We start from the raw sequence: 11,767 nt of genomic DNA, 5'->3' as shown, positions 1-11,767 counted from the left end.
CGTAATTATGAATAAGATTTACTCGATTTGTAGTTGCGTTATGATGATTAGCCTGGGTTCGAAATCCATGGCTCAAACAACGCCTGCAACCAACTTGCCATCCGTGATAAATACAGCCAGTGCATATGGTAAAATTAATAATGAATTTTATGATTTTGCTATTGGTGAAATGGTACTTGTGCAAACCTTCCAGACCAATAGCCTCAGTTTAACACAGGGTTTCCTTCAACCCATCATTATATCGCAAAATGCTGCCGATTTGGTTATCGCAAATAATTTTTTAACACCAAATGGCGACGGGAAGAATGATTTTTTTGTGGTGAAAGGTTTGGAAAAATACCTTAGTAATAAAGTAACCATTTTCGACAGGGCAGGAAGGGTTGTGTACAGCGCATCAAATTATCAAAACAACTGGGACGGCTATTACAACGGACGACCACTTGCTGAGGATACCTATTATTTTGTAATTGATGTAGATTCTGCAGGCACGGTAAAAGGTTTTATCTCGGTACTTTATAAAAAATAGCAGCTTTGAAAAAGATAAAAATATACATCATCTGGCTGTTGTTAGTGTTTGCCGGGCCATCGGCATACAGTCAGCTTAATCCAATGGGAAGTATTTACTACCAAAATCAGTATTTAGCTAATCCGGCCTTAGCGGGAATTGACTCCGTTGTAAATATAAACGGTGCATTTAAGGCACAGTGGACAAGCATTAAAGGTTCTCCAAGAATTCAATATATAACAGCCGATTTACCGGTAAAAAGTAGAAAGGTTGGCCTGGGCCTATTGGTTTACAATGAAAGTGCGGGCTTAATTAACAGAACACGTGCAACTTTTAGTTATGCTTATCACTTAAAACTAAATAGCGACTCGAGCTTTGTGGATTTCGGGCTTGCCGCAGGGGTTATGAACGAGTGGATAGATTTGGGGAAAGCCGTTGGCGATTTGGGAGACGAAGTTTTAGGTAATTTCAGTGATAGAAAATTATATCTCGATGGAGATTTCGGCATTGCTTACAGAAACCAGAAGCTGACCATACAAGGTGCTCTTCCGAATTTGAAAAGATTGTTCAAACGGGATCAGATTAGAAATGTAGTAGATCGCTCAATTTATTTCGCCGCTGCAGCTTATAGAATCGCAATCAAAAGAGAAACACTTAATTTTATTGAACCTAAAGTTGTTTTTAGAGGGGTAGAAAACTATAAAGGTATACTGGACGTTGGCGCAAACCTTGGTTTTCTACAAGAGAAGCTAATGGTTAGCGGTATTTATCATTCAACAAATAGCGTTACACTCGGGTTTGGAGTAAATTATAAGCGTAAAGTTGGTTTGCTATTGCAGTACACCTCCAACACTTCCGATTTACAAAACTATAGCAATGGCGAATTTGAGTTAGGGCTTCGTTACAGTTTCTACAAAAAATAATTTAACTGATATATCAAAAAGCCAGGCAGCGAATTGCTGCCTGGCTTTTTCGTTTGCTGGTTAACGCCTTCCGGCATCATCCCATTTATTTCTTTCGTCTTGTAATTCTCTCGCAAGTTTCATCTCTTTATCCTTTGCTTTCACTTTATGCGCCTGGAATTCGTCTGCAACTTCCTGATAAAGTTGTGTACGGTAGGTAGCTTCCTTCCGGAACTTGCCAGTTTGTAATATCACAATGGCTAAAGCAATGGCCAGGATAATGATAATCGCCCAAACAATTGTATTATATGTGCCTTTGTTAAAAGAAATGCCAAGGAAATTTATTTCATTTACAGAAGCGGTAGCGCTGGCCAAAGAACTTTCTTTACCGGTAACTTCCCCTTTTAAACCTGCAATATTCTCTGCCTGAGATTTAATCTGCTGTTTTGCTTCCTGCAATTGTTTGCGCTCTTTGCGTAAAGTATCATTTACACTTTTCCAAACTGCAGATAACCTGGAAGGGTTGATTAAGCGGGCACCATAGAGGCTTTTCGATTTTTTTAACATGAACTGATACTGGCCGTTTAACGAGGGATCAGTATTTTTCGAAGTGTCTTGCTGTGCATAAGCAAATGTGACGTTCAAAAGTATCAACGCCACGAAACAAAAAAGAATGTGTTTAAATTTCTGCATAGTTTAAATGTAATGTTAAAATGTAAAACTACATTTTTATACAATTTATTATAAATTAATTTCTGATAGATTACATTTGTTTCATGCAAATAGGAATTATTGGTTTGGGTGATATGGGAAAATTGTACGCCACATCATTTGCAAATGCAGGTTATGCGGTGTGCGGTGCAGATATGCCATTACGTTTCGATGATTTAAAAAATGAACTCGGTCCGAAGGGAATTGAGGTTTTAGGTGATGGTCATGAAGTTTCCCGAAAATCAGATTTCATTATTTATTGTGTTGAAGCCGAGAAGATTGACGAAGTGGTTGCTGCTTTTGCATTATCCACAAAATACGGTGCTATTGTTGGCGGCCAAACCTCTGTTAAACATCCTGAAATTGCTGCCTTTGAAAAATACCTTCCGAAAGAAACCCAGATTGTTACCTGCCACTCTTTGCATGGCCCGGCTTTTAGCCCTGAAGGACAAACCTTAGTTGTTGTAAGACACCGTGCAACTGATGCGGTTTACAAACAGGCTCTTGAAGTGTATAAGTCGCTCAAATCAAACATCATCGAGTTGGATGATTACCAGGAACATGATAGAATAGTTGCCGATACGCAAGCCGTAACGCATATGGGTTTCGAAAGCATGGGTTCTGCCTGGAAAAATGCAGGCTTTTTTCCTTGGGATAATCCGGCCTATGCAGGGGGGATTGACAACGTTAAAATTTTAACCACACTCCGGATTTTCAGCTACAAATCGCACATATACGCAGGTTTGGCAATTTTGAATCCATACGCACAGAAACAAGTTAAGTATTATGCTCAGGCAGAATCTGAATTGTATAAGCTGATGATCTGTGAAAACGAAACTGAATTTAGGTCCAAAATTTATGCTGCCCGCGATTTTGTTTTCCATGAAAGCAGAAATCTTCTATTGCTCGATGATAATATAATGAAAGAGTTCAGTTTATCGGATGCTGAACACAAACAGAAGCCGAATTCTCACCTGAGCTTATTAAGCATGGTTTACGCCTGGTATAAAATGGGTGTTAATCCTTACGATAATTTAATTTGTCAAACGCCACCTTTTAAATTGCGATTAGGCATTGCCGAATACCTTTTCAAAAATGAAGCGATGCTCGAGGAATCTATTCATACTGCTTTGTATGATAAATCAATTCGGGGCGATGACCTGGAATTTCATACCGCCGTTCACGAGTGGGCATCGATAATTGGTTATGGAGATTTAAAGGGATATAAAGCACATTTTGAGGAAGCAAAATCGTTTTTTGCAAACCGCTTGAATGATGGCAGAGATTTAAGTGCGGAAATGATTAAAAGGCTAGGGAAGTAGTGGATACTGAGCGTAATTATAAACCTTCGCTTGTGCGAAATATAGTTTTTAGCTTGCGCTCGTTTTTAACGAGTGCAATGTAGCTTTACGATTTCATCGTTAAAAACGATTTCCTTTTGCCCGCTCGTTAGAAACGAGTGTTAGCGAGCTTACTGAGCGTAAATTTAAAGCTTAGCTTGGGCTCGTTTTTAACTAGTGCAATATGGCTTTACGATCTCATCGTTAAAAAAGCATAGCCCCACCAAGTCATTAGAAAGAAGTGATGAGATAAATGCTATCAATGGCATTCTGTATTTACATCATCCATATAATATATAGACTTTATTTTATTCTTTTAATCTTCGTTTAGCCAAAACGTGTGCCTTATATTTGCCGCATGTCGGTATTATTATTTACCATTATTGTTTTGCTGGGCGCTTTTTTAGCAGGCTTACTGGGTTCACTAACAGGTTTGGGTGGCGGCGTAATTATTATCCCACTATTAACCCTGGCATTGGGTGTCGATATCCATTACGCAATCGGCGCTTCTATCGTTTCAGTTATTGCAACTTCTTCAGGCTCTGCTGCAGCGTACGTTAAGGAAGGCATTACCAACATCCGAATTGGCATGTTTCTGGAAATAGCAACAACCATCGGCGCAGTTTGCGGTGCGATAGTCGCCGTTTACTTAAACGCAAATTACATCGCCATAATTTTTGGTTGCATACTTATCTTTTCTGCGATTATGACATTAAAGAAAAAGGTAGACCATACCACTTTAGACGATTCGGATAGATGGGCGAAATTTTTTAAGTTAAACGGTTCATACCCCGATAAGGGCGTAGAGCACAAATACGCAGTTCGAAATGTTCCCGGGGGTTTTCTAATGATGCTTTTCGCCGGGACCTTGTCGGGCTTACTAGGCATTGGCAGCGGCGCTTTGAAAGTTATTGCGATGGATAATATAATGCGTTTACCTTTTAAGGTTTCTACAACCACCAGTAACTTTATGATGGGGGTTACCGCGGCCGCAAGCGCTGTTGTTTATTTGCACCGCGGACAAATAGACCCGGGTATTGCAATGCCGGTTTGTATAGGCGTTTTAACAGGCGCATCACTAGGATCTAAAGTTTTATTAAGAACCAAAACCGACAAGCTTAAAATAGTATTTGCTATAGTGGTAACATTTTTGGCTTTGCAAATGATTTATAAAGGTATAAGTGGATTATAATGGATACCAATAAACAGGAAAATTTAAACGACAAAGACATTCAGGTTATACTTGGAACTTTGCTCCGTGCCGGTGTAATTATCTCGATGAGCATTGTACTCATTGGCGGTGCCCTATTTCTAATCCACAATAAAGGCGGTACAACAGATTACAAAGTTTTCAAACCAGAACTGGCAAAGTTTTCATCAATCGCCGAAATTTTTAAAGGTGTTTTAACTTTCCACGGAGATTCAATTGTACAGTTTGGAATTTTAATGCTGATTTTTACACCTATTGCCCGAATCGTTTTTGCCATTTTCAGCTTTTTAATTGAGCGTGATTACCTCTATGTGCTCGTTGGTTTTATCATATTGGCCATCATAACCATCAGTTTAAATGGTGGTTTAGCACATTAGTTTATCTTTTTTAGCTAACTGCCCATCTATCAGCAAATTATTTGAAAAAATATTTAGCTAACTATTTGAAAATTAATAATTCTTGCCTATCTTTGCCGTCCCTTTCGGGGGATGAACAACCACCTTGAACGAAGCCCTACTGCTTCGATGGGTGTTAAATTAAAAGATAAAATGTCAGGAATTATTGGAAAAAAAGTAGGAATGACCAGTATCTTCGATGCAGACGGAAAAAACATTCCATGTACTGTAATCGAGGCTGGGCCTTGTGTAGTTACACAAGTGAAGACCGAAGAAAAAGACGGGTATTCATCTATTCAGTTAGGATACGATGAGAAAAAAGAGAAAAACACAACTCAACCGTTAAAAGGCCATTTCGCGAAAGCAAACACAACTCCAAAACGCAAGCTGGTAGAATTTGATTCGTTTACAACTGCACTTAATTTAGGTGATGTTGTAACTGTTGATTCTTTCGCAGAAGGCGATTTTGTTGATGTTGTAGGTACCTCAAAAGGTAAAGGTTTTCAAGGTGTTGTAAAACGCCACGGATTTGCCGGTGTTGGTATGCAGACTCACGGTCAGCATAACCGTTTACGTGCCCCGGGTTCATTGGGAGCGTCATCATTTCCTTCACGTGTATTCAAAGGAATGCGCATGGCTGGAAGAACAGGTGGAGACAGGGTAAAAGTTCAGAACTTACAGGTTTTGAAAGTTTATGCTGAGCAAAACCTATTAGTAGTTAGTGGTTCCATTCCAGGAGCTAAAGGTTCTTACGTAATCTTAGACAAGTAATCAGATGGAAGTTAAAGTATTAAACATTTCAGGTAAAGAAACAGGTGCCAAGGTGCAACTTCCTGAATCGGTATTCGGTATCGAGCCTAACGACCACGCGATTTATTTAGATGTTAAACAGTATTTGGCTAACCAACGTCAAGGTACTCACAAATCTAAACAACGTAATGAGATTGCAGGTTCAACCCGTAAACTATACAAACAAAAAGGTACAGGTGGTGCACGTGCTGGTAGCATTAAATCTCCGTTATTTAACGGTGGTGGTCGTGTTTTCGGTCCTCAACCACGTGATTACAGTTTTAAACTGAACAAGAAATTAAAATCATTGGCACGTAAATCTGCTTTAGCTTATAAAGCGAAAGATAACAGCGTAGTCGTTTTAGAAGATTTCAACTTCGATACAATTAAAACTAAAAACTATACAAGTTTATTAGCTGCGTTAAACGTAGGTACTCAAAAAACTTTGTTGGTTTTACCTTCACAAAATAATAATATCTATTTATCAAGCAGAAACGTTGAGAAAACTAAAGTAATTACTGCGGCAGATTTAAATACTTACGATGTATTAAACGCTGGTGTACTTGTGTTAACTGCAGATTCTGTTAAAACTTTGGAGGAGGCATTTGCCAAGTAATATGGAAATTTTAAAAAAACCAATATTAACCGAAAAAGCTTCAGCTTTAACTGAAAAATTAAACGTTTTTACGTTCAGCGTAAACCACAAAGCAAATAAATTGCAAATCAAATCTGCAATCGAAAAACTTTATGGTGTAACCATTACTTCAATCAACACTATGGTTGTAGATGGTAAAGCTAAATCCCGTTACACAAAAGCAGGTTTTGTTTCAGGCCGTAGCCCGAAATACAAAAAAGCAATTGTAACGTTAAAAGACGGTGAAACAATAGATTATTACGCAAATCTTTAATTTAATTATTAATTATAACTATGGGCTTAAGAAAATTTAAACCAGTTACTCCGGGAACCCGCTTTAGAGTTGGTGCCAGCTTTACGGAGATTACAGCAACCAAGCCCGAAAAATCATTGGTTGTATCATCAAAAAAGTCTGGTGGACGTAACAACACAGGTAAAATGACTATGCGCTACATGGGTGGTGGTCATAAAAAATCATATCGTTTAATCGACTTCAAACGCGATAAATTCGATATTCCTGCTACAGTAGCTTCTGTAGAATACGATCCAAACCGTACTGCCCGCATTGCATTATTAAACTATGCAGATGGCGAGAAGCGTTACATTATTGCTCCTGAAGGATTGCAAGTAGGTTCGGTATTATTATCGGGCGATACTGCAGCTCCAGAAGTAGGTAACACTTTAAAATTATCGAACATTCCATTAGGTTCTATTATCCACAACGTGGAGATTCACCCTGGAAAAGGAGCACAATTAGCTCGTAGTGCAGGTGCTTACGCACAATTAGCTGCCCGCGATGGTAAATATGCTACTTTAAAAATGCCTTCTGGCGAAACCCGTTTAATTCTGACTACTTGTCTTGCTACTATCGGTGCTGTATCTAACTCAGATCACGCAAACGAAGTATTAGGTAAAGCAGGTCGTAAACGTTGGTTGGGCCGTCGTCCGAGAACTAGACCGGTAGCGATGAACCCTGTCGATCACCCAATGGGTGGTGGTGAAGGTAGATCATCAGGTGGTCACCCTCGTTCAAGAAATGGCGTTTTAGCTAAAGGCTACAAAACCAGAGAACTTAAAAAATATTCTAATCGTTACATCATAGAGAGAAGGAAGAAATAATGGCTCGTTCGATAAAAAAAGGACCTTATATTGACCATAACGTAGAGAAAAAAGTAAACTCTATGAATGATTCAGGCAAAAAGTCTGTAATCAAAACTTGGTCTCGTAGATCAATGATTTCACCAGATTTCGTTAATCATACATTTGCAGTACACAACGGTAATAAATTTATTCCTGTGTACGTAACAGAAAACATGGTTGGTCACAAGTTGGGAGAATTTGCTCCAACCAGAACATTCAGAGGACACGCTGAAAAGAAAAAATAATTAGACAATGGAAGCAATAGCAAAATTAAACAATTGTCCAACCTCACCGCGTAAGATGCGTTTGGTTGTAGATCTTATCAGAGGTGAACGTGTAGAGAAAGCATTAAGCATTTTAAAGTTTACCAATAAAGAAGCAGCAATAAGAGTTGAGAAATTATTATTATCTGCTATCAAAAACTGGGAATCTAAAAATGAAGGTGCTCGCCCTGAAGAAAACCAACTGTTTGTAAAAACAATTATGGTAGATGGTGGCCGTCAGCTTAAACGCTTACGTCCAGCTCCTCAAGGCCGTGGATATAGAATTCGTAAACGTTCTAACCACGTAACGCTGATTGTAGATAGTAAAAATACAGAAACAACTCAAAACTAATTTTAGGAAATGGGACAAAAAGCAAATCCAATAGGAAACAGGTTAGGTATCATCAAAGGATGGGATTCTAACTGGTTCGGTGGCAACAACTACTCCGATAAATTAGTTGAAGATGAGAAAATAAGAAAATACCTTTCTGCTCGTATCGCTAAAGGTGGTGTTGCTAAAGTTGTTATCGAGCGTACTTTAAAACGCATCACGGTAACCATCCACACAGCCCGCCCAGGTATTGTAATCGGTAAAGCAGGTGCTGAGGTTGATAAAATTAAAGAAGAGTTAAAGAAATTGACTAAAAAGGAAATTCAAATTAACATCTTCGAAATTAAACGCCCGGAACTTGATGCACAATTAGTTGCAGAAGGTGTTGCAAAACAATTAGAAGCAAGGATCTCATTCCGTAGAGCAATGAAATCTTCTATCGCATCAACAATGCGTATGGGTGCTGAAGGTATTAAAATCATGACTTCTGGTCGTTTAGGTGGTGCTGAGATGGCACGTTCTGAGCAGTACAAAGAAGGAAGAGTGCCTTTGCATACATTCCGTGCTGATATTGATTATGCCCTAGCAGAAGCATTAACAACTTATGGTAAAATAGGTGTTAAAGTTTGGATTTGTAAAGGTGAGGTTTATGGAAAACGTGATTTGTCTCCAAACATTGGTGCAACAAACAACGGTCCAAAAGGCCAGTCAGATAAACCAGCTTTCGGTGGAAGAGATAACCGTGGCGGAAACGACAGACGTGGTGGTAACGACAGACGTGGTGGAAACCAAGGTGGTGGTCGTGGCCCTGGTCAAGGCGGCCCTGGTGCAAATAGAGGTGGTGGCGCAGGCGCTAACAGAGGTCCTCGTAAATAATTGATTTATTAACATCGTTTAACGATTAGAACAAAATAAAATGTTACAGCCAAAAAGAACGAAGTTCAGGAAGATGCAAAAAGGCAGAATGAAGGGTTTAGCTTCACGTGGAGCTGAATTAGCATTCGGATCTTTCGGTATCAAATCTTTAGAAGCAACTTGGATTACAAGTCGCCAGATAGAGGCTGCCCGTATCGCCGTAACTCGTTTCATGAAACGTGAAGGCCAAGTATGGATTAGGATTTTCCCGGATAAACCGGTAACTAAAAAACCTGCTGAAGTACGTATGGGTAAAGGTAAGGGTGCTCCTGAATACTGGGTTGCAGTAGTAAGACCAGGACGTGTAATTTTCGAAGCTGAAGGTGTGCCTTTAGAAGTAGCTAAAGAAGCATTACGTTTAGCCGCACAGAAATTACCAATCCAAACAAAATTTGTAGTACGTAGAGATTACGTAGAAGCATAGTAAAGTTGTTGAGATGAATGTTGTAAATACTTGTTTATTATAACCGCTACACTCAACCGTAAAGAAAAATAAAAATGAAAAATTCAGAAATCACAGGGCTTTCAAAAGAAGAATTAGTAGCTAAGATTGCGGAAGAAAAAGAGAACTTGTCAAAATTAAAGTTCGCTCATACTATTTCAGCTATCGAAAATCCTTCACGCATTGCAAAAGTAAGGAAAGACATAGCCCGTTTAAACACTGAACTGACTAAAGTGAAAAACGCTGAGTCAGCTACTGAAACTAATTAATTTGAGAGTCGAAATGGAAAGACAATTAAGAAAAACAAGAACCGGGTTAGTGGTAAGCAACAAGATGGATAAATCTGTTGTGGTGAGCGTGGAACGTAAAGTAAAACACCCGATTTATGGTAAGTTCGTAAAGAAAACTACCAAATTTATGGCTCACGACGAGAAAAACGAATGCGGTATCGGAGATACAGTATTGATTATGGAAACTCGTCCGTTGAGTAAAAACAAGAACTGGAGATTGGTACAAATTTTAGAAAGAGCTAAATAAGATGGTACAACAGGAATCGAGATTAAACGTTGCTGATAACAGCGGCGCTAAAGAAGTATTAGTAATTCGTGTGCTAGGTGGAACCGGCAAACGTTATGCTTCAATTGGTGATAAAGTGGTTGTTACTGTAAAAAGCGCTTTACCGTCAGGTAATATTAAAAAAGGTACAGTTTCTAAAGCAGTTGTTGTAAGAACTAAAAAAGAAATCCGTCGTAAAGATGGTTCTTATATCCGTTTCGACGATAATGCAGCTGTATTATTGAACGCACAGGATGAGCCAAGAGGTACACGTATCTTTGGCCCGGTTGCGAGAGAACTACGTGAAAAACAATTCATGAAAATTGTGTCATTAGCACCGGAGGTATTGTAAAATGGGAAACAAAGTAATAAATACACCATCAAAACTTAAAATCCGCACTGGAGATTTAGTTAAAGTAATTGCAGGCGATTCAAAAGGCCAGCAAGGAAAAGTACTTTCAGTACAAATAGATAAAAACAGAGCCATTGTAGAAGGCATTAACTTAGTATCGAAACATACTAAACCAAATGCTGCAAATCCTAACGGTGGTATTATTAAAAAAGAAGCTGCTCTTCACATTTCTAACCTGATGTTGGTTGATCCAAAATCTGGTAAAGCTAGCCGCGTAGGTCGTAAACTTAACGCAGATGGTAAATTGGTTAGAGTTGCTAAAATATCAGGAGAGGAGATTAAATAATGGCTACTACACCAAGATTAAAAAGCAAGTACAAAGAAGAAGTTGTAAGTGCACTTAAAGAAAAATTTCAGTACAAAACTGTAATGCAGGTTCCTAAATTGGAAAAAATCTGTATCAATCAGGGTGTTGGTCGTTTTTCTGTAACAGACAAAAAGATTATGGATACCACAATCGTTGAGTTGACTACCATTACTGGTCAGCAGGCGGTTCCGGCACAATCTAAAAAAGATATCTCAAACTTTAAATTACGTAAAGGTATGCCGGTTGGTGTACGTGTTACTTTACGTGATAATAACATGTATGAGTTCTTAGATCGTTTGATTTCTGTTGCGTTACCACGTATTCGTGATTTCAAAGGTATCAATGATAAAGGTTTTGATGGTAAAGGAAACTACACTTTAGGTGTAACTGAGCAAATCATCTTTCCTGAGATTAATATCGATAAAATCAATAAAATTTTAGGTATGGATATAACTTTCGTAACTTCGGCAAAATCTGACGTTGAAGCTTTAGAGTTATTGAAGCAATTCGGATTACCATTTAAAAATCAAAAAACAGCAGAATAATGGCAAAAGAAGGTGTAAAAGCACGCGAAGTTAAGCGCCAAAAATTGGTGGCTAGATACGCTGAAAAACGTGCAGCTTTAAAAGCTGCAGGAGATTTCGAAGGTTTAGATAAATTACCTAAAAACTCATCTCCAGTACGTTTACACAACCGTTGTAAGTTAACTGGTCGTCCACGTGGTTACATGCGTACCTTTGGTATCTCAAGGGTTACGTTCCGCCAAATGGCACTAGACGGTAAAATACCAGGTGTTAAAAAAGCATCTTGGTAATATAGTTTAAAGCGTAAAGCTCAAAGTCTAAAGCGGATATATGTCGCTTTGGTCTTTGTGCTTTAGTCTTTTTGCTTTAAAAGAATTTTAACCGGTAGCAGG

At 38.7% G+C, this 11,767-nt stretch carries 20 protein-coding genes; 19 read left to right on the top strand and 1 reads right to left on the bottom strand.

What is annotated here, in order from left to right; translation table 11 throughout:
• The first annotated feature begins 7 nt into the window (after positions 1-7).
• Together AC0IWT_RS13510 and AC0IWT_RS13505 are read left to right on the top strand one after the other, a co-directional pair.
• A complete protein-coding gene (locus AC0IWT_RS13510; RefSeq protein WP_471797550.1) occupies positions 8-526 on the top strand; it encodes a gliding motility-associated C-terminal domain-containing protein in 519 nt (172 codons plus the stop codon).
• Between the two features lie 5 nt (positions 527-531).
• A complete protein-coding gene (locus AC0IWT_RS13505; RefSeq protein WP_471797549.1) occupies positions 532-1,428 on the top strand; it encodes a PorP/SprF family type IX secretion system membrane protein in 897 nt (298 codons plus the stop codon).
• A 60-nt stretch (positions 1,429-1,488) separates the two neighbouring features.
• Here the strand turns inward: AC0IWT_RS13505 and AC0IWT_RS13500 are convergent, their stop codons facing one another.
• The gene (locus tag AC0IWT_RS13500; protein WP_471797548.1) at positions 1,489-2,100 is read right to left on the bottom strand and encodes a hypothetical protein; all 612 of its coding nucleotides are present in this window, start codon (positions 2,098-2,100) and stop codon (positions 1,489-1,491) included.
• Between the two features lie 83 nt (positions 2,101-2,183).
• Between AC0IWT_RS13500 and AC0IWT_RS13495 the strand changes: the two genes are divergently transcribed.
• The 17 genes from AC0IWT_RS13495 (at position 2,184) to rpsN (ending at position 11,665) form a co-directional block, all read left to right on the top strand.
• The gene (locus AC0IWT_RS13495) at positions 2,184-3,440 is read left to right on the top strand and encodes an NAD(P)-binding domain-containing protein (protein WP_471797547.1); all 1,257 of its coding nucleotides are present in this window, start codon (positions 2,184-2,186) and stop codon (positions 3,438-3,440) included.
• Between the two features lie 376 nt (positions 3,441-3,816).
• The gene (locus tag AC0IWT_RS13490) at positions 3,817-4,650 is read left to right on the top strand and encodes a sulfite exporter TauE/SafE family protein (protein ID WP_471797546.1); all 834 of its coding nucleotides are present in this window, start codon (positions 3,817-3,819) and stop codon (positions 4,648-4,650) included.
• Positions 4,650-5,045, top strand: a complete 396-nt coding sequence (locus tag AC0IWT_RS13485) for a DUF1634 domain-containing protein (protein WP_471797545.1) — start codon at positions 4,650-4,652, stop codon at positions 5,043-5,045. The genes AC0IWT_RS13490 and AC0IWT_RS13485 overlap by 1 nt, the downstream gene beginning before the upstream one ends.
• 171 nt (positions 5,046-5,216) lie before the next feature.
• On the top strand, positions 5,217-5,834 hold the full coding sequence (gene rplC, locus AC0IWT_RS13480; RefSeq protein ID WP_056870236.1) for a 50S ribosomal protein L3: 618 nt from the start codon (positions 5,217-5,219) through the stop codon (positions 5,832-5,834).
• Positions 5,835-5,838: 4 nt separating this feature from the next.
• Positions 5,839-6,468, top strand: a complete 630-nt coding sequence (gene rplD / locus AC0IWT_RS13475; RefSeq protein WP_056869751.1) for a 50S ribosomal protein L4 — start codon at positions 5,839-5,841, stop codon at positions 6,466-6,468.
• A gap of 1 nt (position 6,469) precedes the next feature.
• On the top strand, positions 6,470-6,760 hold the full coding sequence (gene rplW, locus AC0IWT_RS13470) for a 50S ribosomal protein L23 (RefSeq protein WP_056097517.1): 291 nt from the start codon (positions 6,470-6,472) through the stop codon (positions 6,758-6,760).
• Positions 6,761-6,780: 20 nt separating this feature from the next.
• The gene (gene rplB / locus AC0IWT_RS13465) at positions 6,781-7,605 is read left to right on the top strand and encodes a 50S ribosomal protein L2 (RefSeq protein ID WP_056869752.1); all 825 of its coding nucleotides are present in this window, start codon (positions 6,781-6,783) and stop codon (positions 7,603-7,605) included.
• Positions 7,605-7,871, top strand: coding sequence for a 30S ribosomal protein S19 (gene rpsS / locus AC0IWT_RS13460; protein ID WP_010599906.1), 267 nt, complete (start codon positions 7,605-7,607; stop codon positions 7,869-7,871). Before rplB ends, rpsS begins: the two co-directional genes overlap by 1 nt.
• Before the next feature lie 7 nt (positions 7,872-7,878).
• On the top strand, positions 7,879-8,241 hold the full coding sequence (gene rplV / locus AC0IWT_RS13455) for a 50S ribosomal protein L22 (RefSeq protein WP_056097519.1): 363 nt from the start codon (positions 7,879-7,881) through the stop codon (positions 8,239-8,241).
• Between the two features lie 9 nt (positions 8,242-8,250).
• Positions 8,251-9,096 carry a 30S ribosomal protein S3 gene (gene rpsC / locus AC0IWT_RS13450; RefSeq protein ID WP_056869753.1) on the top strand — a complete coding sequence of 282 codons (846 nt, stop codon included), beginning with the start codon at positions 8,251-8,253 and terminating at the stop codon, positions 9,094-9,096.
• Positions 9,097-9,136: 40 nt separating this feature from the next.
• Positions 9,137-9,559, top strand: a complete 423-nt coding sequence (rplP, locus tag AC0IWT_RS13445; RefSeq protein WP_010599903.1) for a 50S ribosomal protein L16 — start codon at positions 9,137-9,139, stop codon at positions 9,557-9,559.
• Between the two features lie 74 nt (positions 9,560-9,633).
• Positions 9,634-9,846, top strand: coding sequence for a 50S ribosomal protein L29 (rpmC, locus tag AC0IWT_RS13440; RefSeq protein ID WP_056097521.1), 213 nt, complete (start codon positions 9,634-9,636; stop codon positions 9,844-9,846).
• Positions 9,847-9,859: 13 nt separating this feature from the next.
• Complete coding sequence (gene rpsQ, locus AC0IWT_RS13435) at positions 9,860-10,114, top strand: 30S ribosomal protein S17 (RefSeq protein ID WP_010599901.1); 255 nt, start codon at positions 9,860-9,862, stop codon at positions 10,112-10,114.
• A 1-nt stretch (position 10,115) separates the two neighbouring features.
• A complete protein-coding gene (gene rplN, locus AC0IWT_RS13430) occupies positions 10,116-10,484 on the top strand; it encodes a 50S ribosomal protein L14 (RefSeq protein ID WP_010599900.1) in 369 nt (122 codons plus the stop codon).
• Between the two features lies 1 nt (position 10,485).
• Positions 10,486-10,830, top strand: coding sequence for a 50S ribosomal protein L24 (gene rplX, locus AC0IWT_RS13425; RefSeq protein WP_056869754.1), 345 nt, complete (start codon positions 10,486-10,488; stop codon positions 10,828-10,830).
• Positions 10,830-11,396 carry a 50S ribosomal protein L5 gene (gene rplE, locus AC0IWT_RS13420; protein WP_056097523.1) on the top strand — a complete coding sequence of 189 codons (567 nt, stop codon included), beginning with the start codon at positions 10,830-10,832 and terminating at the stop codon, positions 11,394-11,396. Before rplX ends, rplE begins: the two co-directional genes overlap by 1 nt.
• Positions 11,396-11,665: a 30S ribosomal protein S14 gene (gene rpsN / locus AC0IWT_RS13415; protein WP_010599897.1), complete on the top strand. Its 270-nt coding sequence runs from the start codon at positions 11,396-11,398 to the stop codon at positions 11,663-11,665. The genes rplE and rpsN overlap by 1 nt, the downstream gene beginning before the upstream one ends.
• The last annotated feature ends 102 nt before the right edge of the window (positions 11,666-11,767 follow it).

It is taken from the genome of Pedobacter sp. AC464 (assembly GCF_979253075.1).
The sequence above is the reverse complement of the archived record's forward strand: the minus strand, read 5'-3'. Positions and strand labels throughout refer to the sequence as shown.

Excerpts from the sequence above, each read along its gene's own strand:
- AC0IWT_RS13510 (WP_471797550.1), top strand. The coding sequence starts at position 8 with ATGAATAAGATTTACTCGATTTGTAGTTGCGTTATGATGATTAGCCTG.
- AC0IWT_RS13500 (WP_471797548.1), bottom strand. The coding sequence starts at position 2,100 with ATGCAGAAATTTAAACACATTCTTTTTTGTTTCGTGGCGTTGATACTT.
- AC0IWT_RS13495 (WP_471797547.1), top strand. The coding sequence starts at position 2,184 with ATGCAAATAGGAATTATTGGTTTGGGTGATATGGGAAAATTGTACGCC.
- AC0IWT_RS13490 (WP_471797546.1), top strand. The coding sequence starts at position 3,817 with ATGTCGGTATTATTATTTACCATTATTGTTTTGCTGGGCGCTTTTTTA.
- AC0IWT_RS13485 (WP_471797545.1), top strand. The coding sequence starts at position 4,650 with ATGGATACCAATAAACAGGAAAATTTAAACGACAAAGACATTCAGGTT.
- rplC (WP_056870236.1), top strand. The coding sequence starts at position 5,217 with ATGTCAGGAATTATTGGAAAAAAAGTAGGAATGACCAGTATCTTCGAT.
- rplD (WP_056869751.1), top strand. The coding sequence starts at position 5,839 with ATGGAAGTTAAAGTATTAAACATTTCAGGTAAAGAAACAGGTGCCAAG.
- rplW (WP_056097517.1), top strand. The coding sequence starts at position 6,470 with ATGGAAATTTTAAAAAAACCAATATTAACCGAAAAAGCTTCAGCTTTA.
- rplB (WP_056869752.1), top strand. The coding sequence starts at position 6,781 with ATGGGCTTAAGAAAATTTAAACCAGTTACTCCGGGAACCCGCTTTAGA.
- rpsS (WP_010599906.1), top strand. The coding sequence starts at position 7,605 with ATGGCTCGTTCGATAAAAAAAGGACCTTATATTGACCATAACGTAGAG.
- rplV (WP_056097519.1), top strand. The coding sequence starts at position 7,879 with ATGGAAGCAATAGCAAAATTAAACAATTGTCCAACCTCACCGCGTAAG.
- rpsC (WP_056869753.1), top strand. The coding sequence starts at position 8,251 with ATGGGACAAAAAGCAAATCCAATAGGAAACAGGTTAGGTATCATCAAA.
- rplP (WP_010599903.1), top strand. The coding sequence starts at position 9,137 with ATGTTACAGCCAAAAAGAACGAAGTTCAGGAAGATGCAAAAAGGCAGA.
- rpmC (WP_056097521.1), top strand. The coding sequence starts at position 9,634 with ATGAAAAATTCAGAAATCACAGGGCTTTCAAAAGAAGAATTAGTAGCT.
- rpsQ (WP_010599901.1), top strand. The coding sequence starts at position 9,860 with ATGGAAAGACAATTAAGAAAAACAAGAACCGGGTTAGTGGTAAGCAAC.
- rplN (WP_010599900.1), top strand. The coding sequence starts at position 10,116 with ATGGTACAACAGGAATCGAGATTAAACGTTGCTGATAACAGCGGCGCT.
- rplX (WP_056869754.1), top strand. The coding sequence starts at position 10,486 with ATGGGAAACAAAGTAATAAATACACCATCAAAACTTAAAATCCGCACT.
- rplE (WP_056097523.1), top strand. The coding sequence starts at position 10,830 with ATGGCTACTACACCAAGATTAAAAAGCAAGTACAAAGAAGAAGTTGTA.
- rpsN (WP_010599897.1), top strand. The coding sequence starts at position 11,396 with ATGGCAAAAGAAGGTGTAAAAGCACGCGAAGTTAAGCGCCAAAAATTG.